We start from the raw sequence: 25,651 nt of genomic DNA on the forward strand, positions 1-25,651 counted from the left end.
CGAATTATGTTTATTGCCGCTTCCGCAACCGCAACACTGCGGCTTGCTGGTCAATCACAAAATCAAAGCGCCCGAGAATATCGATACCTAACAAACCATCGAATAAGTCAGCGTTATCCATTGGCAAGCGCGCCAGCATGTGTTTATTGAAGGTCACGTTATCGATGGTGAGTGTATCGACCAAAAACAAATAGGTTTCTACCGTACCGCTTGCGGTGTTGAGCTGGATGGGCTTGGGCGATTTTACTGAGGGGTAATGGCGATTGATAAAACTCGCAGTAAGGCCGCTAATCGATGCACCTGTGTCCAATAATAATTTTACTTTCTCGCCTTCAATGGTGACCGGCACCAAAAACTGACCGCCAAAACGAATTAACGGCACTTGCATTTCTGCGGGCGAATCATCCTGCTGTGTACCTTCATAGAGTTTCGCCAATAAACCTTCTGCGCGTGCTTGGGTCTCTGGCTGGTTGGCGGCCATGAGCGCGTGATATTGCGCCTGCTCTTTTTCTTCCAGTTTTAAATGCATTTTTGCCAGCAGCAGATGCAGCTCGCCGTTGTCAGGCGTGAGCTTGATCAGGTCATTAATTTGCAGCATTAACCATTCATAACTCTCACCAAATATGGCGGGATTTTCACTGAGACGGATTAAATATTTCGCCAGATAAGCCAAGGCATCTTCCATTTTTTTTGCATCGATCTCGATATTGAGATAACGAAACCAGGTGGCAACCGATTCCTTATGCAAGCCCTGTTGCTCATAGACCCGAGCCAATAGCCAAAGCGCTTCAGTATTGCGCGGTTCTTGCCCAAGCAATTGCTGTAATAAACGCACAGCTTCACCGTAAGCGCCATTGGCAATTAATTGATTGGCTCGCTCCAGTGGCGATTGTGCTTTGGCCGCAGGAACTTGCTGAGGCGACGCTGAGCGGGTGGTGTGTGATGAAGGAGAAGAATGCTGGAGTGAATTGTGGCGTTCAGGAACCGCACTCACCACTGGGGAGGCGACAACGCCGGTGCCTATATCGCGCTGTTGATGGCGATACTCGCTGGCGTAAAAGCCCAGCGAGAACGCAATCATTGAAATAACGAAAACAGGAAATTTTTTCATTTGCCCAGCCTGCACGGCCGGGCCTATTTAATCAATACTCGGCGGCCGGTTTATCAAGGGTTTTTATCTGGATATTGCGGAAGAAGGTTTCTGCACCCTCTGACTGGATTTGCAATTTTCCGCGCGTGAGTGGAACGTATTTGCCATCCACCAAGTGACGGGAATTAAAACCGCGGAACACCTCATGACCATTCACTTTATGGATCAGGGTTTTGCCATCGGTAATCACTTCCATCGTATCCCACTCGCCGCTCGGCTTTTCATAGTTGCCGAGTTTGAGCACGCGCGCAGCAATATCTTTACGCAGCGGCAGCGATGGATCGTAGCGATAGAATTTCCAATCGCCGATATTGGTATCGCCCGCGTGCACATCGATGATTACGCCATCAAGGCTGTGGTAGTCGCCGCTATCACCTTCCTGCACCTGAAACTCATGGCTGCGCATCCAATGGCTGCTCTGCGCGCCTTGCGGGCCTACCGCAAAATACAAAATACCGTTATCGCGCGGCGCATCCAGGCGTGGCGGCCATTTTTTATCGCCCCACTTCACCTCAAATTTCAAATGGAAGTTTTCAAACTCCTCAATGCTGGTCAGGCCGCCCCACTCTTCACCCGATACCCGCAGCAAACCATCCACTACCGAGAACACTTTCTTCGGGTCATTGTTCAGACCGCGCGGTTTGTGTTTGGAAACCAGATTGTACGCATTCGTCTCTGGCTGGTAGCTCACATAGGCTTCCCACCCGGTGAGATCCTTACCGTTAAATAGGCTTTTCCATTCGCCGGCAAAACTCTGGGCGCTGGCCATCAGCCCGCAGATCAAAAATCCTGATATCAGTCGTTTCATTGGTAGTAGTCCTCGCATTTTTGTTGTGCTGCGCAGACTAGGGATTGATACAAAATGAGTCCATATCAAGCATGACGTCATTACAGTCCTTTACCTTGGCACGGAATTAGAAACGGATAGTACTGAGCTGATACACCTTATCGCGCATGTTTTGCGCGTTTTCCTCTTCCCCCAGCGCATCGTAAATTGTGGCGGCCAGCCTGTAAAAGCGAGCTTCATTGCCTTCTTTTTTAATCGCTTTTTTAATCAGCTCCAGAGCCGCCGGATAATCACCTTTTGCTATCTCATCCTCGGCGCGCTTGAACATAAAATAAGGATTGGCGTTGCGATGCAAGCGCACACGTTTTTGATAGTAATCGGCGCGCTCTTTATTACCCATCTCCTGATAAATACCCGCCAGATTGTGCATGATGGTGTAGTCGCGCGGATTAATCTGCAGGCCGTGCAAATACATTTTTTCCGCTGCAGGTAATAACCCCTGGCGACGATAAAAGCTGCCGAAATTACTCCAGATGTAACTCGGCTCCTCGCTCATTAACAGCGCCTTGCGCAAATATAAAAAAGCCTCGCGGGGCTTGCCTTCCGCAGCCAACTCCATTCCGCGATTGGAATAAAACTGCGCGGCCACCAGCGGTTTGCCAATCACTTTCTGTTTGTAGTGCGGACGAAAACGGCGCATCTCCAGATCGACAATAATATCGCTGATATCTGCACTCCCCACTACCCGCACCCAGCTTTGGTTAGGGCGCGGCATAAACACTTTGGCGTTCACGTGGCGCATTAACAAATAGGTATCGGTTGCGCGCATATCCCAAGTGGGCGGCAAGATCACCTCGTTCACTTCCGCTTTCAAACCGACATGGCGCGCCATAGCAACATACAACAGGGTGTAACTCAGGCAATTGGCCTGACGGCGCTCAAAGGCCTCAATGCCGGTGATAGTGTCATAGGCGCTGTAGGTAATACCGCGGCCGCCATAATTAGTCGATGTCATCAGCGCCTTATGCAGCGCCTCTGCCCTGGCACCATTGCTGTTGATACCGGCTGTCGCCGCTTCGGCAAATTGCTTCATCTCGGGCGTTAATCCGAACAATTCCAGATCGGGCAGCTCTGCCGGTAAATACGCGCGCCCCAGGATCAGCTCACCCGATAATTCTTTCGCCAAAGGGCTCTTATCTGTCAAAAGAGGAACTTTCTGCACCACAGATGAACAGGCGCAGAGCATCAAACAGCCAAAAATAAATAACAAACGCGCTATTTTCATTGTTATCGGGCTCGCAATGGGCTGGGTATTCCCACTCAGTATAGGAGTTATTACCGCCTCCCGCGTGTCACAAATGTCACGCTAAGCCTGTGAGATACAAACAATTTTTACTGCATGCACGAGCTACTGGAAAAACCCTTCAGGTCACTGACGATCACTACCCAAGGCTGCCCAAACACACCATGCGCAAAAAAAGTGCGCACACGCCCCCATTCGGATGACAAACACGCACATCACTCTTACAAAAACAGGCACCAAAAAAACGCAGTCACTTTTTGCGCGATCCACAAGCGGGCAAAAGCAAACGAATCCTTGCAATAAGCATAAAAACACTGCGCCGTTAAAGTGCACCACCGTTTTTGGCACAGTGTTTGAATAAGCCCTGTTGTACTGAATCAATACACCCAACTGTTTTTTTGATCGCGATTTAATTTTTAACGGAAAAATTAAATTCCAGATTCACAAAAACAAAGCAGCAAAAAGTAACTGTAAAAAATTTATTTCCGCAGCCAATTTTTTATCGAGCCAGGAGTTCTAGATGAACAAGACGATGAGAACAATGAAAAAAATTTCATGCGTATTAAGACCATTTGCAAAAACAACACTGGCCATTGCTGCCGCATTTTCATTAATGGCATCTGCACAAGCCGAGACTGGCCCAGCAGAAAAAACCGAATTGAAATTTGGCTTTATTAAATTAACCGATATGGCCGACCTCGCTGTCGCTTATGAGAATGGCTATTTTGATGACGAAGGTTTGACTGTGGAGCTGGAAGCGCAAGCCAACTGGAAAGTGGTTCTTGACCGCGTAATTTCGGGCGAGCTTGATGGCTCACACATGCTGTTGGCACAACCGGTTGCCGCCAACGTTGGTTTTGGTACACCTGCAGAATTAGTGTTTCCTTTCACGATGACACAAAACACTTATGCGATTACCGTTTCCAATGAAATTTGGAAAAAAATGAAAAAGAATGTGCCGGTTGGTACAGATGGAAAACCTGTCCATCCGATTAGCGCCAGCACATTAAAGCCTGTGGTTGACAGCATGAAAGACGCAGGAAAATCCATCCAAATGGGCGTGGTATTTCCCGTATCAACACACAATATGGGCCTGCGTTACTGGCTGGCTGCAGGCGGCATTAATCCCGGCTTATACGCACCACATAAAGGTGATATTACCGGGCAAATCGATGCCGATGTTTTATTATCGGTAACGCCACCACCACAAATGCCCGCCACCATGGAAGCCGGAACCATCCAAGGTTATTCCGTCGGTGAACCATGGAATCAGCAAGCAGTATTTCGCGGCATTGGCGTACCGGTAATGGCGGTGCATAACAAAATTGGCGATAAAGTTTTTGGTATGCGTAAAGACTTTATCGAAAAAAATCCCAATACCAGTGTGCGCGTGGTGAAAGCCATGATTCGTGCAGCCAAATGGCTTGATGAAAAAGAAAATGCGAATCGCCCTGCCGCTGCCAAAATGATTTCTGCTGCGCACTATGTAGGCGCTGATTACAAAGTTATCGCAAACTCCATGACCGGTGTCTTTGAATACGAGCGTAAAGATGTTCGCCCAACACCGGACTTCAACGTGTTCTTCCGCTACAACGCGTCTTACCCTCACACCTCGGATGCAATTTGGTATCTCACCCAAATGCGCCGCTGGGGTCAAATCCCTGAAGCAAAACCAGACAGCTGGTATATGGAAATGGGTAGAAAAGCCGTTGCGCCAGAAATTTATCACCAAGCGGCTGCAGATCTGATTGCCGAAGGAAAAATGAGTGCAAGTGACTTTCCTGATTTCAAAACCTTCAACGGCATTCGCGCTGTGGATGAAACCGTGTGGATCGACGGCGTGCAATTTGATGCAAACAAACCTAACGAGTATCTCACCAAATTCAAAATCGGCTTAAAAGGTGACGAGAAAATTTAACTGCATCATCGCTAAATAGCACCATTGAAATCATAAGCCTGCACCGCACTCAAGGATGAGAGCACAAAGGTAACGTAGGCACTGCAGAGGAAACGATCATGAGCAATACGTTAGTGACTTTAAAAGTTGAGCAATTCAAAGCCATCAAATGGCGCGAAATAGTAATCAGTACCTTGATGCCCATGGTGGGAATCCTGTTATTTATTATGGTGTGGCATTCTGCTGCGCCTGGCATCAAGACATCACTGGGGGATTTCCCCCAACCCAAACAAGTGTACGAACAATGGGGCAATTTGGTAGATGAGTACACTGCTGAACAAGAACGCGCAGCGGTGTTTTATGAACGCCAGGAAAAACGCAACGCAGAATTATTAGCAAAAGACCCGAATGCCAAATTGGACGTGCGCGAATTTAATGGCCGCCCTACTTTTTTTGACAAAGTACAAACCAGTTTGGTCACGGTTTTATCCGGTTTTCTGGTTGCGACGGTGATCGCCATCCCGGTTGGGATCATGATCGGTTTAAGCCAAACACTTTACAGCGCGATCAATCCATTAATCCAAATTTTTAAACCGGTTTCGCCGCTGGCCTGGTTGCCTTTGGTCACTCTGGTTGTCAGCGCTGTGTACGTTTCTGACTCCCCTGCTTTTTCCAAGTCATACATTATTTCGCTGCTGACAGTGAGCCTCTGTTCACTGTGGCCAACCATGATCAATACCGCCGTCGGTGTTGCCGGTGTGAGCAAAGATTTGGTGAACGTAAGCCGCGTATTGCGCCTGGGCTGGTTCACTCACGTCATGAAAATTGTGTTGCCTTCCGCTATTCCCATGATGTTTACCGGCTTGCGCATTTCACTCGGCATTGCGTGGATGGTATTGATCGCCGCTGAAATGCTCTCGCAAAACCCTGGCCTTGGAAAGTTTGTGTGGGATGAATTCCAAAATGGCTCGTCCGATTCATTGAGCCGTATTTGCCTTGCGATTTTAGTGATCGGCCTGATTGGATTTTTGCTCGACCGCGCGATTTTAATGCTGCAAACCTACGTCAATTGGGACAAAGGAGCCGTTGTACGTTAACCACGCCACCCTCACCCCAGCCCTCTCCCGCGTGAGGGCAACATTAAATGAAATTTTTATTACAGAGGAATCCACCATGAGCCAGATTCACTTGGAACTCACCAAAGTCGGCATCGAATTTCCCACCCCCAAAGGACCTTTTTGCGCGCTGCAAAATGTCGATCTGAAAATCAAAAAAGGCGAATTTGTGTCGCTCATCGGTCACTCAGGTTGCGGCAAATCAACGGTGCTCAATATTGTTGCTGGCCTGTATCAAGCCACTACTGGCGGCGTGGTGTTAAATGGAAAAGAAGTGAATGAGCCTGGCCCGGAACGTGCCGTGGTTTTTCAAAACCACTCTCTGCTGCCTTGGTTAACGGCGTATGAAAATGTCGAGCTGGGCGTTAAGCGTGTATTCAAAGGCAAAAAGACCAAAGCGGAAATGCGCGAGTGGATTGAGCACAATCTTGAGCTTGTGCATATGACCCATGCCATGCATAAACGCCCCGATGAAATCTCGGGCGGGATGAAGCAGCGCGTCGGTATCGCCCGCGCCCTGGCGATGGAACCACAAGTGTTGTTGATGGATGAACCCTTCGGTGCACTGGACGCATTAACCCGCGCGCACCTGCAGGATTCGCTGATGGAAATCCAAAACGAGCTGGGCAATACCGTGATCATGATTACCCACGATGTAGATGAGGCAGTGCTGCTCTCTGACCGCATAGTGATGATGACCAATGGCCCGGCCGCAACTGTGGGAGAAATTCTTGATGTTCCCCTTGCCCGCCCGCGCAACCGATTGGAGCTGGCAGACAACCCTGAATACAACCACTACCGCTCCTCCGTATTGCGCTTTCTTTATGAGAAGCAAAAAAAAGTGGAATCGATCGATACCAAACGAAACAGTAAAAACCCCGAGCAAGAAGTCACCAAGACCAAAAGTGTCGCCTGACTTTACACAGCTCGACATGACGACCTCTGTTGCCTCGGCTTGCCGGGGCTTTTTTATCGCGCCCCAAAATAAATACAAATAATTGATTTATAAAATAAAAATCATAAAAAACCACCGCCTTAACCACAAAAGTTATGGCACATTTTTCATCATTGGTATAGATTGTGCTGCACATTTAGCAACATTCATCTGTGACGGATCACGCACTTTTGCAAACAAGACGTGAAATCCATGCTGCAGCTTATTAATTCAAACTTTCCTATTCCCGATCCGCTCCCGTTAAGCCCAGGCAATGCGCCTGTGCAGACAGATACCGCACCGGTCGCCACACCGCCTGTGCAGCAAACCACCTACGCCGACCTGATTGTCGATTATCTGGCGCAAATGGGCATAGACACTGTTTTTGGCGTGCCCGGTGGTGCTATTGAGCCGTTACTCAACTCTCTGGCGCGCAGCGAGCGCAAAGGCGGGCCCCGTTTAGTCGTCGCACGCCACGAATGCGGCGCGGCGTTTATGGCCGATGGCTATGCGCGCGAGACCGGCAAAATGGGTGTGGTATGCGCAACCACAGGGCCAGGTGCAACCAACCTGATCACGGGTGTCGCATCGGCACTGGCTGATGAAGTGCCCATGCTGGTGATTACCGCCCAGACACCGCTACCCAAATTCGGCAAGCGCGCACTACAGGAATCCAGCTGTACCGCTATCGACACCGTCGGCATGTTCCGCTACGTCACCCAATTCAACACACTGGTATCGCACCACGAGCAGCTGGAGAGCAAACTGGTATCGGCCATTATGGCGGCGCATCGCAAACCCAACGGGCCTGTGCATATCAGCATCCCGGCGGACGTACTGCGCTCACCGGCCACCATCAATGCACATATCCACAGCGATTTATTAGTGCACGATTTTGCCATGGCCGATGATTCTGCCATCGCCCGCCTGTGCGAGAAGCTGGGCAAAGTCGATAACCTCGTCATGTACATCGGCAATGGTGTTGGCAAGGCCAGCAAGCAAATCATGGAGTTTATCGAGCTGACCGGCGCGGCCTTCGTGACCGGGCCTATGGGTAAAACCTGGGTTGATGAACACCACCCGCTGTACCGTGGCGTGTATGGCTTTGCCGGGCATGACAGCGCCCGCCAATTATTCCAAAGCCCGGATGTAGACCTAATTCTGGCGGTAGGTACCGAGCTGGGCGAACTAGGCACTAGCGGCTGGCAAAACGATCTGCTCAACACCAAGCTGGTGCATATCGACTCATCGATTGAGCACTTCACCCGCTCACCTATGGCCAACCTGCATGTGTTCGGCAATATCGATGTGATCTTTGACCGGCTGGTAAAAAGCGTGCGCGAAGTGCGCAAATGGGGTCGCTCCTGGGAAACGCTGCCCAACGCGAACCAAACCCCCAACATCAATGGCGGCTTTTTTACCTTGCGCGAAGCCGATAAATGCCTCTCCAACGCCAGCCCGGTAAAACCGCAGCGGCTGATGGCTCATTTGTCACAAGCGCTACCAGAAGACACGCGAATTTTCGTCGATGCCGGCAACGGCTGGTCATGGGCAACCCACTATTTATCGCGCTCCAATAGCCAAGGCCTGTATCGCATCGCCATGGGCTATGGCTCTATGGCTTGGTCGATTGGTGCCGCCATCGGCTCTGCCATTGGCAACCGCGCTGCACCTACCTTGTGTATTGTGGGCGATGGCTCTTATTTAATGAGCGCACAGGAAATTACGGTGGCAGCCCAGCAGCAACTACCGGTGGTTTTTCTGGTACTCAATGATGCAGCCATGGGCATGGTGATGCACGGCCAGCAACTCGGCCAGCAGGAATCGATTGGCTGGGAACTGAATGAAGTCAATTACGCACTCATGGCGCAAGCCATGGGAGTCGATGGAATTGTCATCACCTCACCAGATCAACTGGATAAACTGGATTATCAGGCGCTCTTCCAAAAACGCGGCCCCACGCTGCTGGATGTCCGCATTGATCGCAATGAAATTCCACCCATGGGCGACCGAATCAAAGGTCTTGCGGTCAACGGTTCTGCGACCCCCGGGGGCTAAGTTGACAGAGGCTTGTGAAGCTCAGCTCGCGAAAATCATTCCTAGGCGAATAGCCATCGGCAGTTTATGCTAGGCTGAAAGGATATGAATTCGGAGACCCATGAGTGTTAACCAATAACACCAATCAACCTCACTCGCCCGTAAACCTCCTGATCGTTAACAGCGACGATGCTGCATTGGCCGCTATTAGCGCCAGCCTACAAGCAGAGGGTTTGCACAATCTGGTCTGTGTTGATTCCGCACAGAAAGCCCTGCGCACCCTGCGCCAACAGCCAATCGATGTGCTGATTGTTGATATAGACACACCGGATATGGACGGTTGGCGGCTCTCGCGCCTGGTGCGCAGCGGCATACTCAAATGCCGCGCCGATTTACCCATTATTATTATCGCCAGCACCTGGTGTGAGCGTATTGCCGAAGTCACTGCGCGCGAATACGGCATCAACCATTTACTCGCGCTCGATCACATCAACCAACTTGCTGCACTGGTCAGACAACTGACCACTCCTGAACACAACACCACCCAAAAACCACGCCTGTTGGTCGTGGAAGATGAACCCGATACTGCCGATTTGATCAAGCGTGTGCTTGCACCTGCGTTTGATATTGATGTCGCCTACGAAGGGGACTCAGGCCTTAAAGCCTGGATACAAGGCCGCCATGATCTGGTGCTGCTTGATGTGATGCTGCCCAAGCTGTCCGGGCGCGATATTTTGATCGAAATCCAAAGCATTGACCCCAAACAACCAGTTGTGATCATGACTGCCCACACCACCACTGAGCAGGCAGAAGAATTAATGCTGCTGGGCGCAGTCGATTTTTTACCGAAACCTTTCCGCGCAGAACAACTGCGCAAAGTGTGTGACATCGCCATCCATCGCGAAGATTATCTGGTCAGCAACGCGCAATTTGCCGCGCGGGTCAATTCGCTACAGGAACGCGAGCTGGCATTTCGCCAACTCTACGAAAACCATCACCAACTGCTCAATGATTTGCAATCCGTAGTGATGGAACTGGATGCCGATTTCCGGATTTGTTATCTCAATCAGGCATGGGAAACCATGATGGGATTCCCCATTGCAGGATGCATAGGCGCATCATTGGAATCCTTTATCGCGGCGGATGATCTCGGCCAATACACACTGTTCAAAAATAAAATCCGCAAAGCCCTGCAACAAAACAAACCCTGCCCGGAAATTGAAATTTGCCTGAGCAATAAGCGCGGCCAAAAGTTGTGGGTACAGTTGAAGATCAGCCGCTCTACTAAGGCAGAACAACAAAGCAACTTGACCGTATGCCTGGACAATATTACCGAGCGCCGTGAATCGCAAGAGCAGCTTAAATACCTCGCGATGCACGACTCGCTCACCGGTTTGTACAACCGCCATTTTTTTGAAACCACACTCGCGCAATTAACCGCCGACTCGGTGCGCAATAATCGCCAACACGCGCTGGTGTATTTGGATCTGGATCACTTCAAGGTTATTAACGATACCTTTGGCCACCAAAAAGGCGATGAAGTGCTGCGCGAAATGTCTCATCTGCTAAGTAAACGGATTCGCGGGGCCGATATTCTCTGCCGTTTGGGTGGCGATGAATTTGCCATTTTACTGCGCGATATCCATAGCAAAGAAGTGCACGAGTTTGCGCACAGCATCCAACAAATTATTGGCGAATTCAGTTTTCAGTTGCAGGAGCAACGCATTAATCTCGGCAGCAGTATTGGCCTGACATTAATTGATGGCAGCACCAATAATGCCGAAGAACACCTGATGCGTGCTGACATCGCCCTCTATGTTGCCAAAGGGCGCGGCCGCAATCTGATTCATCAGTATGATCCGCTCGACAGTGAGAGCGACGAGCTGCGCCACTCCATCAACATGTCGCAAAAAGTGCGCAAAGCGATTAGCGAAGATCGCATGACGCTCTACTTCCAACCGATTTTTGATGTGAAAAAACAAAAGATTTCGTATTACGAAGCACTGGTGCGCATGATTGAACCCGACGGCAAAATTGTAGGGCCGGACAATTTTATTCCTGCTCTGGAATCCGCCGGTGAAATGCACTTGCTGGATCGCTGGATTATTAAATTAGCGCTGAAAACACTGAAAAATAATGATGAACTGATCCACATTGCCATCAACCTGTCGGCACAGGCATTCAAAGATGACAATCTGGTACCGACTATTTTGGAAAATCTGAAAGCAACCGGTGTAGATCCAAAACGGATTACTTTTGAACTGACCGAAAGTGCCAGCTTGTTCAATTTGCACATTACCCAGCGGGTGATCGCCGAGTTACACAAATTGGGCTGTAGTTTTTCAGTGGATGATTTTGGTTCTGGTTTCAGCAGTTTTGCCTACCTGAAAGATTTACCGGCGGATTACATCAAACTTGATGGCTCCTTTATCCAGAATTTGCACCGCGACCAGATTGACCAGACGCTGGTGAGATCCATGATTCAGGTGATTCAGGCACTCGGCAAAAAAGCCGTCGCTGAGTACGTGGAGAATGAAGAGATCCTGCAAATCCTGAAAGAGATGAATATCGATTTCGTGCAGGGGTATCACATCGGGCATCCATTGCCGGTCGAGCAAATCACTTTGTTTTCAGAGATGGATCCGGATATAACACCGGACACTGGCCGCCTATTACACCACTAATCGATGCACTTAATCTGCATCAGGAACAGTGCGCTGCGCTACGCCTTGATAATCAATATCGTCACAGCGTAGCGGCAAAAATGTGTCAGGCGGGCGTTTATAGGTATCGAGATAACAAGCAGTCACTCCGCTCGCCACTAGAGTCGAAAACAAATAATACGTTTCCTGCGGTGAAAAATCGTAGTCAGACAACACTGCCGATACATAACCGTTCACGTTCATTCCCTCGTCGTACTTTTCCATCAACACCTGTTCAATGGCGTATGCCAATGACAAGTGCGGGCCTGCTGGCATATTCAATTTTTCGGCGACCTTTTCCATTACCTCAAGGCGCTCATCACCTTTTGCGATAGGCCGAATGTAACCCACTATGTAAGGCTTGCCCCCTCGCGCTGCAGCAGCCGAGCTTACAATATCATCGGCCGATATCCCTTGCTTGTGTTGCGCCAAGGCATTCTGGATAAATCCAACGCCTTCAATTAGCGGTAAAACACCATAAGAGCGAGAGTCTGTCGCAAGAACACCCATCGCAGTACCTGCCACAACCGATGCGCGAGCGGTACCTGCCAGTGCGCCAATCTGATTACACCAAATACGCGGATCCGGCCAACTCAGGCAACCATATACCGCCTCAATCCAATCCGCGAGCGGCCGGTCAATCAATCGGCCTGTCGCATTCAGCACTAAAATTTGAAAGTAGGATTTTTCTCCAACCAACTCTTCCAACATGGAATAGCCGTGGCTAAAAACACCCTTACCGGGAAACCAGCCGCCTGTATTGCTGATAATTTTTCCACGCCGCTGCTCCAGATAATCAATCACATTGGCATCGCTGTGAGTGGATGAGCTTGCGCTGATTTTATCGTTCGATAACATAATTTTCGTCGCTCACAAAAGGCATGGCAGTGATGGGTTTATTGGCTAATTCAATACCCTGGGCAACCAAGCCAGGAGCACCTAATAATTGGAATAAACTGCCACCCGCACGCGGTTGGAAACCAAGATCAGCAAATACCGCAGCGGCAATACCGGTCGTCATCCAACCAATACCATCATCCTCCAGATTGGCTGCGAGTTCACACCCCCACCGCAACGCTTTGCCTGCTGCATCCAATTCACACAGTTGTTTAGCAATATTTTTTGCAAGCAAATCAATGCCGCCCTGATACCTGCCAAAACCCGGAGCAATACATAATTGCTCATCTGCACTCGTCGCTGATGCATATTGCTGTATCAGAGTTGACGCAACCTGCTGCGCATCCAACTTTTGTTGCTTGCGTAAAAAGCGCATGCTTTCTTCTACGATGCCACCACCTGCATATTCACCACCCAATACTGCAGCAGCGATAGGAAGGATATGAACGGGGTCGGTTTTGCCAACGCCCACGTTCATCGCAGCGCGCGTTGCAGGATGGCGCGGTCCCGGATTTATCAAGGCAATCATTAATGTTTGCAGCAGTTGTGCTTCCGCTTTATCAGGCAACTCACCGCGAAATAACAAATAAAACACATCAACAAATGAGCGCTTATTCATCAATTCAAATAAATCATAACCGTGGCAAAGCGCGTGACTTGCGATAAACGGGTTATCCTCACTCGGAATTTCTTTCCAGATACGCGTTGCTACGCGCGGTACGAAAGGCTCGTTACGGCTGCGCACTTGATCGTGCTTAGGTCCTGACATGGGCGATTCCAAATAAAAATCTAACGATGTATGTAAGGTTGTAGCGCAACCTGTGTGAAGTGGTAACGCTACTAACTGAAGGAGTAACGCAGCTTATTTGAAGTTGTAACGCAACTCGACCCAAAAACTGCGCGACTCCAGCAAATAATCTTCTGCGATTTCACCACTACTGGGCTCACGTGCATCTTCATTGGTCAGGTTTCGCACCACCAAGGATGCATCGAGCTCGGGCATGATATTTTTGCGACGAAGGGTGAGATTTACCAAAGCGTAATCATCTATGGGTGAACGCTCTACGGCAGGTGCAACAGCCGGCGCACGCTGGCGATCACCAATCCAATTGAGCTGACTATGCACAAACCATTTGGAACTGAGCTCCCAATTCAAATCCACTTTAAACTGTTGGCCGGGCGCATCCGGAATGGCTCTTCCAGTGTCGCCATCTTTTGCATCCTGCCGCGCATAACTACTGGCAATATGTAATCGCGGTGACGGCTTCCAATTCATTTCCAATTCAAAACCACTGCCATCTTGATCGCGAGCGTTAGCGGCGGTTTTGGTTGTTGCAAATTCATCCTGTACAAATTCGATCATATCCCGCGCACTGTAATCAAACAGCGTAATATTGGTCACCAGTTCTTTGCTCACGCTATACGCGAAACTAATTTCTGCTGTGTCTATTTCTTCGGGATCAAGATCAGGATTTCCTAATACGACCGGATTGTTTTTACCAAATTGTTCAGTGAACGAAGGTGCACGGAATGCGCTGCCGTAAAGTAATTTGGTGGTGAGGCGATCATTCGCAACCCACACCAACGCCATACGCGGATTTGTAGTTGTACCGAAGTCAGAATAATCGTCGTGGCGAACACCTGCAGTAAATTGTAATTCGTTCGCGATTTGCCACTCATCCTGCAGGGAAATATATTTTACGGTGCGAGAGCTATCTACAAGAAAAACATTGTCGGTGTTGCTCACATCAGTAAGCGTTCCATCAACAATAATCTCACTGCCATCAAGTACACCTGGGCCAAAGTTTTTCTGTTCTTCAGGTCTGATGGATTGATAGCGTGAACCCACCGCAAAACGCACGCGATGCGATTCAAACCCGGTATAGAGAGATACCAGGTCAAGCTGTACATCTTCTGCAACTCCACTGGGTTTACCGATATAGCCATCGGTGAACACAGCCATTCCTACCGGATTTTGGAAATCGATATTGCCATCCTGTCCGATGAGCAGCTTTGTACCCGCAGGAAACAGAGTGAAACTGGATTTCTGATCGTAATGCAAGTAACTCACGCGCGCACTGTTGTCCCACGCATCCGCGTCATCGGGGTTCAAACGATAAGTGACATCACCCATCCATAAATTACTGTCATCGCGCCCCGTTGGGTCTAATACTTGCGCGCCTCCCGCCCCCACACCTGCATCAGCCGAACGCCAGTTCCATAAATTAAATTGAATCTGCTCGCTGGCTAACATCAAATGCGTATCGAGCACCGAGTATCTTGTTGATAGGGAGCCAGGCGCTTTTGAAACATTCGTCCCCAATAAATAATCCAGCGCGGATTGCAGATCTGCATTTACCCGACGATTATCATCGCCATCGCTCTCTTGGTAGGCCATGCTGAACGCAACATCGACATCGTTCCATTTTGTTGCCGTTTGAAGCCACAGATCGCGCGTATTGAATGAACCAACACCGCCGCCTATTTGGGTCCCCTCTATGGCATCGGCATCTTTGGTGATGACATTAATGACACCGGCATAGGCATCCGCCCCATAAATAGCAGAGCCAGGTCCGCGAATGACCTCCACGCGCTCAATGCTGGTGACGGGTAAACGGAATAATGTGGGGCGTCCACCCTGTACGTTGTACTGCACAGGTACACCATTCATCATTAATAAAACTTGTGGATTAAATCCGGTGTGAATACCGCGAATGGAATACACCGAATCCAAACGGCTGAGGGATGAAAGTGCAACATGAAGGCCTGGTACTGTTTCCAGTAGCTCATTTAAATTGCGAGCACCCATTGCTTGGATTTCACCTGCTGTAATCACGGTTGCAATCGCAGGTGCTTGGTCAATTGGGGTGTTGTTGCCCGTAGCAATAGAGATTTCTACTTGGCCCAATTCAGCCAGGGTCAAATTATAAAAATCATCGAGCGAGGTAGAAGGGCTGCCCTGCTCGGCAAGTAATCCCTGAGAGCACAACAGTACAGCAGCAAATAGCGGACATCTTTTTATCGTTATTGCGCGCATATAATGACAACCTAATTCAAATGGGTAGATGTCATTCCGCTGACACAATCACTCAAACAACTCAGATACTACAAAACCATAATAAAGTGCAAAACGCATTGCACCCGAATCAAATACTGATCGTCGAACATTTATTCCTGAAGATGCTAAAAACAAGCGTAAAGATAAATGACCTTTCCCCGAAAGCAAAGGCCTTACTGGGAAGATTTATCATTATCGAGCATTTTATGCGGTGCCAACCGCTGTATTGCCAGTTTTAAGGTCTCCCGTTTGACAGGTTTGGTCAGATATTCTTCAGCCGGTTGGCGATTAAAGCGTTTACGCTCCTCAATCATTGATATGACAATAACAGGAATATCACAAACATCCGGATCTGCCTTGATACGCTCAAATAAAATCCAGCCATGTTGGTCAGGCAAAAATAAATCCAACGTAATCACCTGCGGCTTGATTGTTTGGATCAAGCGCCAACCATTTTCTGCATCTGCGGCGGTGTGCACTTGATAACCTTCAGCACGGATAGTACGCGCCATAATATCGAGAAAGGCGGGGTCATCATCAATCATGACAACATGCTCACCCTTGGGCTCAACGGATAGTGCTGATGCCTGAGCCTGCTCCTCCTCTTGCGCATCGGATTTATTCAGCGACTGCGGAATGTGTTTAACCGGCAAGGGGATTTCCACAATAAATTTGGAGCCCACACCCAACTCACTTTCCACCCGGATACTGCCCCCCATCAACTCACACAATTGGCGGGTAATAGACAAACCCAATCCACTGCCCTGAAATTTACGTGTAGTGCCTGAGTCTGCTTGTTTGAATGGATCGAAAATCGTTGCTTGCTGCTCGACCGATATCCCTATACCGGTATCAGCAACGCTGATGTAAATCCGGTGCGGTTGATGATAAGCCTTGATGCGCACCTGTCCGTTCGCCGCAAATTTGATGGCGTTACCCAATAAATTAATGAGTATATGCAGCAGCTTTTCCGGATCAGCCACTGGCAACACATCGCCGTTATCGACATCAACGTGCAAACGTATGGCATTTTTTTCCAACAGGGGCGCAACGGTTCCCAGCGCTTCATCGACCAGGCTGGATAATTTAACTTCTGTGAGATCAAGATCCATACGGCCGGATTCAATTTTGGCCAGATCCAACACGCTGTTGATCAATTTCAGCAAACGTTCGCTATTGAGAATGACACGATTCAGATCGTTCAGGTGACGCGTATCATCGGCCAATTTTAATTCTTCAATCACCACTTCGGTGTAGCCGATAATCGCCTGCAGCGGCGTGCGCAATTCATGGCTCATGAGCGATAAAAACTCACTCTTCGCCTGACTGGCATCCTCCGCTTTGCGTTTGGCAATCGCGAGCCGGTCACGCGCCATTTGCAAGTCCTGACTGTGAGCAGCCAAGCGCTCGTTGTCGCGGCGCTTGATGGTGTAGGCAACAAAAATGGTAATGATCAACAACACACCAAGAAACACAGAGCCCCATAAATAACGCAGGGCAACTTTTTGGGAATCCACCAACTCATCAAGATTCACAATTTCATTTTTCTGTTTAAGGATGGTCTCTTCTTGCGAAGTGATAGTGGAATTTAAATAATTCAACCGCTGCTCGCGGGTCTCAATTTCCGCGAGGATTGTACGCAAATGCTGCTGTTGCTCATCCAGCTCCTGGGTACGCTGTTTGACTTCTGCCAGTAGCGAAGCGCGCTCTTGTTTGCTGGTTTCAATTTGTTGTTGTTGCTCTTGTAATAATGCTTTTTGTTCTGCGATTAGCTGGTCGCTTTTTTGAATACCTTTATTTAACTCCGCCATCTGCTCTTGCAGCCCGTCATTAATGGCCTGCTGGTTTTGAACTGCAGCACTCAATTCATTCAAGGCTTTTTCACGCCCACGCAATTGTTTTTGCAATGCAACTAACGACGCTTGGCCTTCGCGATACAGCTTGGCGACATCAATTTCGGTACCACCATTGAGGATCAATTCGGGTAACGGCACCAATCCATGATTAATGATGTTGGATTTATTCACTTCAAATTTAAGCCGGTCATTTTCTGTAGTCATCAAGTTAATCATGACCAATTGTTTGTTGGCGTAAGACTCAGTCACAATCAAGACTGGCTTGCCTTCCAACGCATCGTAAATATCCGCAATGGTTTTAGGGCTCGCCTCTTCGATATACACCAGATGAAAGCGGCTAAGCTCATCAATATGGTTGGTTGCGGTCACATTGATCGGCAAATTGCGCAGCTTCACACGGTCGCGCAACACCGCCAGTTCAGACATCAATGCAGGGTTGTTGGCTCCATAAACCCCAATTGAAAACGAGGTCATTGCCGCTTGATTCGGCCACTCAATATTTTTGGCAAAGTTATACAAGTAAGATGCGGTTATTTTTTCTTTGTTGAGCCCTTGGGCAACTGCCGGGGTTGTCGCGCACAGGAGCAATACTGGCAAGAACAAACCTGACAAGAACAATACATACGTATGTAGCCACTGCCGTAGCAACCCACGACGACACAGGGTGTTAAGCGCAGTAAAAGGGGAAGTTATCAACATCGGTTCAGTCTTATCGCTATTTTGATCACTGAAGCATAGCCGGTTAACCGGGCTATTCCTAGTTCCCTCGAACGATGGACGATGAGTAAAACTACCCGACAACGATAAATACAACTGGCCAATAAAAAAGGCACCCGGGGAAATGCACCGGGTGCCTTGGATGGAATGAACAATCACCAACCGATAACAGCGATTGGAAGCTTACATATACGCTTTTGCAAACGCTGCTTTGGATTCCTGAATATAAGTGCGCACTTTAACTGCGTGGGACTCCCAAAGCGCGCGGTCAGTCTCACTCGTGAATGGGTTTTGTTCTTTGGCTACGGAACGATCAAATTTATCGTAAAAAGTAATGACTGATGATGCAATTTGATTAAATCGTTCTTTAAACACTTGGGTTTCTTCCATCGTGCCCGTCGCCTTCATCATGAACTGTACAAACTCTGTGTTGGAGCTGGAATGGTTTTGATAACTTTCGGCTTGCAAGAGAAAATAATTATTGATTTCCTGCAAAGCAGCCGCGCGGATCGTTTCATCTTTGCTCAATACGCGGTTGTAGTTTTCCTGACCGCGCCCCATACCACCGGCGATCAGCGATTCTTTTAAATGTTTATCCAGATCTTTGCGGAATTTATCGACCTCGCGCTGGATATCCATCAGGTCTTTATCCAATGCGACAACCATGTTCAATTCTTTTTCAACCTCACCTAAAAAGCCCTCGGCCTTGGCAAAGGTTTTCAAGCCATTGGCTTCGGCAAACTTGCGCGCTTTGCGGTCAACACCTGCATTTTCATACGACACACGATCAAATGTTGTAGCGACAATGGTTTTGAATGGCTCGGCAAACGCCTGATAAGCCCCCTGGGTCATCACGTTCAGGCTTGCCGTTGCAATATCACCCAAGGGTTTCAACAATGATTCCATGCGCGACTTTTGAATAGGTGATGCCACCATGCGCACATCGCTGACGATACCTTTAAAGGTGTGGTAACCGAGCGGATTCGCCATTTTGCCGCGCTCGGAAGTTGCCAGCACCAACGTCACACTGGAATAGATACCGTTAGCGTATTCAAGGTACTGGCGCTGCACATCAATCTGGGCTGCATAATTTTTCCCTAGGGTGCGCAACGCATCTGCCTGTACCTGATAATTTTTGTCATCGCGCAATTTGCCCAAGACTTCAGCAATGACTTTTTCCTGATTTTTTTGCAGCGCAGTATCAAGCAGAATTTTTTCTACACTCAGGTCATCAATCCATACCTGCCCGTTGGCAATCTCAAAATCCAGGCGCAGATATTTTTTGCCTGGGTCATCAATTGAAATACGTTTGGCATGATATTCCGTTGAGTCGTTGCTGCCTTTAATTTGTCCGACCTGCACCCAACCGTTGTCAATATTCTGGTTGGTAGCAACCAGCACATTAATGGTGTATTGCGTAGCAGGCGATGAGGTTTTTATCCAAAACTCCAGTGTGCCCTGCTCATTCAAGTTCACCCGCGAACGCACCGATGCTTCGCCCTCTTCCACCAATAATGCACCTGTGCCTGTGCGCGCTTGTTCGGCGACGGCTTTGGTACCGTATATGAGCGCCCATTTTTTCAAATCGGCATCGCTATCAAAGCCATTTTTAAAAATGACTGATTTTTGTTGTGCGCCTGCTTGCATAGCAAGAACACTGGCCACACACAACATCCATAATTTTGCTGTTGATTTGAACATATCTCTCCGCAACCTTGTGTAAGCAAAAAACTATTCAATAAAACCGGGCACTTTACTTTGCAAAAAAGCATCCACTCGCGCTTTGCGATCACCCAATACACGCCAATAAGCAACACGCTCATCCGCTAAACGGGTAATTGAGTTGATATAACCATTGGCACCCCAGCGATTTGCCGCAACAGGGTTATTAGCAAGCGGATCATTAAAAACCGATTCAGGAGGAATAATTTTCCAGCCCTGCGCAATTAATTGATCAACCAATGCCACAATAAAATACGCGGCCAAGTCGTTTTCCTGTAATACCAATACTTGCTTGGGTGAATACCCCAAAAGATTAAACGCCAGTGCATCTTCCTGTGCGAGTGATGTACTGATCAGATCCACATACGCCTTTTCAAGTGCAGCCATATTAACTGCGCGATTACTGCGGATTTTTTTCTGGTACAACTCATCCAGATATTGGTCTACACCGCGCATGGGATTGGGATTGGCAAACGCCGGACGGTAGCCTCGCTCTTGCAAAAAATTGGCAAGACCCTGTTGGATATTGGCATCGCCATATTCATGCAAATAAGAAAAATAGACATGTTTTTTATAGCCGCGATAGGGACGCAAAATACGGTTGGCTTTGAGTATGCCAATTTCATAGGCATACAGATCGCTTTTGGTTACCAAGCCGTGTCCGTGCCCGGCGTTTACCAACAGATGTCCTTTGTCGCTGTAAAGTGAAAGACGCGCTTTATCTTTTTGATCTATCCCTTTGGTTTTGATCAAAAACATCGCCTGGGGTACACCTGCAGTTGCCAAGTTGCGCACCAACATTTGTGAGCGAGCCATTGCGTCCAATGAACTGGAAGGTTGCAGTGTATTTTCAAATGCAATAGCCAATTCCCGCGCATGCACCTGAGCGTTGCCTAAGATGAAAAAAAGTACGGCAGAAAGTACGCATACACACCGGATAAACCATTTTGTCGTGGGCACAGTTTTATCTCTCGCAGCACAAAAAGTGAAAAGAAAAACTACTCAGGCAATTCATATAATTCCAATGGCAATCCATCAGGGTCTTGAAAAAACGTAAATCGTTTATGTGTGAATTCATCCACCCGGATTGGCTCTACGGCAACACCATTGGCTTCCAGCCAGGCGACATACGCATCAAGATCGCGCACCACAAATGCCAAATGGCGCAAGCCACAGGCTTCCGGTCGCGATGGTCGCGCAGGCGGGTTGGGAAACGAAAATAACTCCAACCGGGTGCCATCCGGTAACGCCAAATCCAGTTTCCACGAATCGCGTGCAGCGCGATAATTTTCTGCAACCACGGCCAAGCCTAAAACATTGACGTAAAAATCTTTGGACTTTAGGTAGTCCGAACAAATCAATGCGACATGGTGGACTGACTGTAAAACAGGTGAAGCCGCTGCCATAAATAAGTGCCTTGTAATTGCACACGGAAACTGGAGCCCAAGTATAACGCCCACCCCTTAAAAGACGATGCCTTTTGCGTAACTTGTGCATCCTGCAACCGCTCCCTGCTTCCTGCTTCCTGACATGCAGATGGTGGTTATGGTGGCGTGCGGGAGCTGTATCCAAAATGAACGCCCCATTTCATCCACAACACGCAGCCATGCTCATGATGCTTATGCCGACGTATACGGGTATCCGCGACATAAAAAATCCCGCCTGAGCGGGATTTTTTATGGGTGGGGTTAAGCGTGTTAGGAGCTATGCGCTATCTAATGCTTCTCATGCTGACGCCGCAGCTGGCTCAAGCCGGACTTAATCCACACCAGCAAATCTTCAGGAAATAGTGGTTTGGAGAAGTAATACCCCTGCACCAGATCCACCCCCAAGTCGGCAATGATCCGGTAATCCTCATCCGTTTCCACCCCTTCTGCCACCGTGGTGAGGTTCAGGTTTTTGGCCAAATCCACCGTGCTGGCAAGAATGGTGCGCTGCTGTGGGCGGGCAGCTGCACGATGCACCAATGAACGGTCGATCTTCAGTTCCGTCGCAGGTACGCGCGATAACTGCTGTGCATTGGCAAAGCCGGTACCGTAATCATCGATAGCAATATGGAACCCTTTCAAGCGTAAACGTGCCAGAGTCTGAATCGCGCTGGCCAGCTCGCCCAACAGGGCATTTTCGGTAATTTCAAAGGTAATTTCCGAGGGCGCGATACCGTGGTCTTCAGCCATTTTGCACAGCCACTCCACCATATCGGAATCGGCCAGAGACAGAGGCGATAGGTTAAATGCAAGATTGAAGCGCAACCCATAATTTTGCCAAGTGCGTTTATGCTGGAATGCGGCTTGTAACAGGTGACGTGTCAGCATATCGATCATGCCGTGGCGCTCAGCCAGTGGAATAAATACTCCCGGAGAGATCACCCCTTTTTGAGGATGACGCCAACGCGCCAAGGCCTCTACTCCTTTGAGCATCAGCCCTTGCACTGTCAGTTTTGGTTGGAATGCCAAGGTCAATTCGTTATTGGCAAGCGCTTCACCCAACTCAACCGCAGTCACTTCGTTATCTTGCTGCACGTGGGGTTCTGCCGCTTTGTTTTTGGTGTCCTGGATAAAGCGCAGAAGGCTACACTCCAGCGCGTCCGGCAGGAGGGGTTTTTGGAAGGTACCCAGTACATGCAGGCCATCAGCTTCTGCCATGGTACCCACACTGGCAATCAGGATCGGGTCTTTGGCGCTGAGAATAATGACACTGCTGGCCAGCTTTTTCTGCGCCATTGAACGGATGAGCTCAACCCCATCCATAATGGGCATTTCAAGATCAACCAGAACGACATCGACCCCGCGGGATTCCAGTACATTTAACGCATCCACACCATTAGCGGCATCGTGCAGATCTTTCACGCCCAATTCACTACAGAGCCCTTTTGCGTATTGGCGCTGGGTAAGGCTGTCATCTGTCACCAGTACGCTCAGTTCGGAAATTACCGACTTCATGCCTTGCCCCCCAGTACGGCAGGAATTTGGGATAACGGCATTACCTCTTTGGCAGCCCCCAGATTAATCGCCTCTTTAGGCATACCAAACACAATGCAGGACTGTTCATCCTGTGCAATGGTTCTGCATCCCACTTGCCGCATTTCCAAAAGGCCGCGGGCACCATCATCGCCCATGCCGGTCATGATGATCCCCATTGCATTGCGTCCGGCAGCGCGGGCAGCAGAGCGGAATAGCACATCAACCGATGGGCAGTGGCGATTGACGCTCGGGCCGCGGAACACCTTGGCAATGTATTGCGCCCCCGAGCGCTGAACCTCAAGGTGATGCCCACCCGGTGCAATCAGCACCCGGCCTGGAATCAAGCGATCCCCACTCTCTGCTTCTTTCACATCCACCTCGCATAAACCATCAAGACGTTTGGCAAACGCGGCGGTAAATTTCTCTGGCATGTGTTGCACAACGGCGATACCAGGGCAGGTGCGTGGAATTTTGCTGAGAATTTCCTCCAATGCTTGGGTGCCGCCCGTAGAGGTACCAATCACGATAATGCTATCGGTAGTCGCTGTCATGCTGACCAGATCGGCCACGGCCGGCATTACCGGTGCTGCTTTTTTGATATCAGCACCCATACTTGCCCGGCGTGACACATGGGCACCGGCGGCACCGCGCACGGTTTGCCAAAGCAAATGTTTTGCCTCCAACAAAAAATCTTTCACGCCCAATTGCGGTTTTGTGATCACATCAATGGCACCGGCGGATAGCGCCTGCAAAGTCAGCTCCGCGCCTTTTTCAGCCAGGGACGAACAAATAATCACGGGCGTCGGCTTTTCGTGCATCAGATGGCGTAAAAATGTCAGGCCATCCATACGCGGCATTTCAATGTCCAGCAAAATGACATCCGGCCATTTTTTCTGCATTTGCTGTTGCGCAAAAATAGGATCGGATGCCGTGGCGTAGACATTAATGTCAGGCGCTTCATTCAGTACACCACTGAGAACCTGGCGTACAACGGCTGAATCATCCACTACCAGAACATCAATTGTCATAATTGCTCAAATTTCCCAAAAAAATACCCGATCCGTTATCAAGAATACCCGCGCGACTATTTCTATCAAAAACAACACCGCGCGAATCTGTAATTTAACAAGTATTGTTCATCAGCCCCGTATTTCAATCTTCAAGCTGGATTCATTGCATAATGTTTTAATTGAATCTCCCCCGTCGATATAACCAACATCAAGGAGCGGGAAATGGTTCCGCCAACATCCACATGGATTGGTTGAAGTTTTTCACGCATCAACCACTGGCGCGCATAGGCAATATTGTCAAAGCCAATTGAGGTGGGCGTTTTGTAGGGAAACATATCGCCGCCGCCAAAAATCCCCAGTTGGAATTCATTCATATTTCCATAGGCCTGCATCGATTTTTTCATTTGCTCCAATGCATGTACGGCATAGCGGCAATCTGCTGATGACAACGATTTTGCCCGTATATCTGCTCTTGAAGGAGGTTCATTGGTCAGGAGATAGTGACACATGCCACCGATTTTCAACGTGGGGTGCCACGCCGTCAGCGCGACGCAGGAACCTAACACGGTATGCAACCGCTCATACTCCACACCGAAATACCACTCTCCCGGATGTATGCTGTGGAGTGGCTTCACGATGGGTACAACTGCCATAACAACTACCGCCCTGATAACTGGTAAATGGCGGGTTTGAGTGGAATAAAGCGCGAGCTAATACCATGCAAACTTTCCGAGTGACCAACAAACAAGATACCGCCCGGTTTTAATTTATCGGCGATCCGCTCCAGTATTTTTGCTTTGTTGTCGTTTTCAAAATAAATCAACACATTGCGCAAAAAAATCAAATCAAACTTGCCGATATCCGGAAAGGTTTCATGCAAGTTCAAGGTAAAAAACTGTACCGACTCACGCAATTCTGCCACTACCCGGACATTGCCCTGCTGTGGCCCTACCCCCTTGCGGCAGTAACGGCGCAAATAATCGTGCGGGATATTTTTCACGCGCATCTCCGGATAAATCCCGATCTTGGCCTGCTCAACTACCGAGCGGTTTACATCGGAACACAACAATTCCCAATCACACTGGCAGCGATCTTTTAACACCATCGCAATACTGTAGGGTTCCTCTCCTGTTGATGATGCAGCACTCCACACACGAAAGTTTGACCCAGGGCGATACTTGGGAAGAATAATCTCCTGCAAGTAATCAAAATGTTTTTGCTCACGAAAAAAATAGGTCTCATTCGTGGTAATTAATTCCAGCGCTGTATTTAATTCACCCTTGCCTTGGGGGCTTAAAATAAAACGATAGTAATCACTAAACCCTTTGACCTGGCACGCCTGCAACCGCTTCCATAAACGATTGCTCAACAGCGCTTTTTTTTGCGTAGGTAAAAAAATACCCAATTTTTCCTGAATCAATTCTTGAAACAGCTGAAACTCTTTATCGGTAGGGATAGGTGTTGCGCTTTCCATTTCCATAATCTTGCTCGTCAGTGAACGGC

19 protein-coding genes are annotated in these 25,651 nt (G+C 48.9%); 5 read left to right on the top strand and 14 right to left on the bottom strand.

Annotation, left to right across the window (positions count from 1 at the left end; translation table 11 throughout):
• Window positions 1–10: 10 nt before the first annotated feature.
• The 3 genes from VC28_RS10675 to VC28_RS10685 all read right to left on the bottom strand — a co-directional run bounded on the left by VC28_RS10675 (window position 11) and on the right by VC28_RS10685 (window position 3,141).
• On the bottom strand, window positions 11–1,111 hold the full coding sequence (locus VC28_RS10675; protein ID WP_049630623.1) for an aspartyl protease family protein: 1,101 nt from the start codon (window positions 1,109–1,111) through the stop codon (window positions 11–13).
• A 31-nt stretch (window positions 1,112–1,142) separates the two neighbouring features.
• A complete protein-coding gene (locus VC28_RS10680) occupies window positions 1,143–1,958 on the bottom strand; it encodes a 3-keto-disaccharide hydrolase (protein ID WP_049630624.1) in 816 nt (271 codons plus the stop codon).
• Between the two features lie 106 nt (window positions 1,959–2,064).
• Window positions 2,065–3,141, bottom strand: a complete 1,077-nt coding sequence (locus VC28_RS10685) for a tetratricopeptide repeat protein (protein WP_231591721.1) — start codon at window positions 3,139–3,141, stop codon at window positions 2,065–2,067.
• Between the two features lie 640 nt (window positions 3,142–3,781).
• On the opposite strand from VC28_RS10685, the gene VC28_RS10690 reads away from it, so the two are divergent.
• The 5 genes from VC28_RS10690 to VC28_RS10710 all read left to right on the top strand — a co-directional run bounded on the left by VC28_RS10690 (window position 3,782) and on the right by VC28_RS10710 (window position 11,907).
• The gene (locus tag VC28_RS10690) at window positions 3,782–5,158 is read left to right on the top strand and encodes a CmpA/NrtA family ABC transporter substrate-binding protein (protein WP_049630626.1); all 1,377 of its coding nucleotides are present in this window, start codon (window positions 3,782–3,784) and stop codon (window positions 5,156–5,158) included.
• Between the two features lie 98 nt (window positions 5,159–5,256).
• Window positions 5,257–6,234 carry an ABC transporter permease gene (locus VC28_RS10695; RefSeq protein WP_049630627.1) on the top strand — a complete coding sequence of 326 codons (978 nt, stop codon included), beginning with the start codon at window positions 5,257–5,259 and terminating at the stop codon, window positions 6,232–6,234.
• 76 nt (window positions 6,235–6,310) lie between these two features.
• Window positions 6,311–7,168, top strand: coding sequence for an ABC transporter ATP-binding protein (locus VC28_RS10700; RefSeq protein WP_049630628.1), 858 nt, complete (start codon window positions 6,311–6,313; stop codon window positions 7,166–7,168).
• Between the two features lie 231 nt (window positions 7,169–7,399).
• Window positions 7,400–9,244 carry a thiamine pyrophosphate-binding protein gene (locus VC28_RS10705; protein ID WP_082191501.1) on the top strand — a complete coding sequence of 615 codons (1,845 nt, stop codon included), beginning with the start codon at window positions 7,400–7,402 and terminating at the stop codon, window positions 9,242–9,244.
• 104 nt (window positions 9,245–9,348) lie between these two features.
• Window positions 9,349–11,907 (top strand): GGDEF/EAL domain-containing response regulator, encoded by a 2,559-nt coding sequence (locus VC28_RS10710; protein WP_053094189.1) that lies wholly within the window; start codon window positions 9,349–9,351, stop codon window positions 11,905–11,907.
• Between the two features lie 9 nt (window positions 11,908–11,916).
• Here VC28_RS10710 and VC28_RS10715 read toward each other — a convergent pair whose 3' ends face one another.
• The 11 genes from VC28_RS10715 to VC28_RS10765 form a co-directional block, all read right to left on the bottom strand.
• Window positions 11,917–12,783 (bottom strand): citrate synthase family protein, encoded by an 867-nt coding sequence (locus VC28_RS10715; protein WP_049630629.1) that lies wholly within the window; start codon window positions 12,781–12,783, stop codon window positions 11,917–11,919.
• Window positions 12,767–13,591 (bottom strand): citrate synthase family protein, encoded by an 825-nt coding sequence (locus VC28_RS10720; protein WP_049630630.1) that lies wholly within the window; start codon window positions 13,589–13,591, stop codon window positions 12,767–12,769. Before VC28_RS10720 ends, VC28_RS10715 begins: the two co-directional genes overlap by 17 nt.
• A 93-nt stretch (window positions 13,592–13,684) precedes the next feature.
• Window positions 13,685–15,859: a TonB-dependent receptor plug domain-containing protein gene (locus VC28_RS10725; RefSeq protein WP_049630631.1), complete on the bottom strand. Its 2,175-nt coding sequence runs from the start codon at window positions 15,857–15,859 to the stop codon at window positions 13,685–13,687.
• A 194-nt stretch (window positions 15,860–16,053) separates the two neighbouring features.
• Window positions 16,054–18,333: a YfiR/HmsC family protein gene (locus tag VC28_RS10730; protein ID WP_049630632.1), complete on the bottom strand. Its 2,280-nt coding sequence runs from the start codon at window positions 18,331–18,333 to the stop codon at window positions 16,054–16,056.
• Between the two features lie 303 nt (window positions 18,334–18,636).
• The gene (locus VC28_RS10735) at window positions 18,637–20,154 is read right to left on the bottom strand and encodes a BAR domain-like protein A BdpA (RefSeq protein WP_049630633.1); all 1,518 of its coding nucleotides are present in this window, start codon (window positions 20,152–20,154) and stop codon (window positions 18,637–18,639) included.
• A 30-nt stretch (window positions 20,155–20,184) separates the two neighbouring features.
• A complete protein-coding gene (locus tag VC28_RS10740) occupies window positions 20,185–21,042 on the bottom strand; it encodes a polysaccharide deacetylase family protein (RefSeq protein ID WP_231591727.1) in 858 nt (285 codons plus the stop codon).
• Between the two features lie 131 nt (window positions 21,043–21,173).
• Entirely contained in the window at window positions 21,174–21,581 is a 408-nt protein-coding gene (locus tag VC28_RS10745) for an SMU1112c/YaeR family gloxylase I-like metalloprotein (protein ID WP_049630634.1), read from the bottom strand.
• Between the two features lie 309 nt (window positions 21,582–21,890).
• Window positions 21,891–23,117, bottom strand: a complete 1,227-nt coding sequence (locus VC28_RS10750; RefSeq protein WP_049630635.1) for an EAL domain-containing response regulator — start codon at window positions 23,115–23,117, stop codon at window positions 21,891–21,893.
• Window positions 23,114–24,166, bottom strand: coding sequence for a protein-glutamate methylesterase/protein-glutamine glutaminase (locus VC28_RS10755; protein WP_049630636.1), 1,053 nt, complete (start codon window positions 24,164–24,166; stop codon window positions 23,114–23,116). The genes VC28_RS10750 and VC28_RS10755 overlap by 4 nt, the downstream gene beginning before the upstream one ends.
• A 131-nt stretch (window positions 24,167–24,297) precedes the next feature.
• Entirely contained in the window at window positions 24,298–24,801 is a 504-nt protein-coding gene (locus VC28_RS10760; RefSeq protein WP_049630637.1) for a chemotaxis protein CheD, read from the bottom strand.
• 5 nt (window positions 24,802–24,806) lie between these two features.
• Window positions 24,807–25,628, bottom strand: coding sequence for a CheR family methyltransferase (locus VC28_RS10765; protein ID WP_049630638.1), 822 nt, complete (start codon window positions 25,626–25,628; stop codon window positions 24,807–24,809).
• Window positions 25,629–25,651: the final 23 nt, after the last annotated feature.

It is taken from the genome of Cellvibrio sp. pealriver, assembly GCF_001183545.1.
Lineage (GTDB): Bacteria > Pseudomonadota > Gammaproteobacteria > Pseudomonadales > Cellvibrionaceae > Cellvibrio.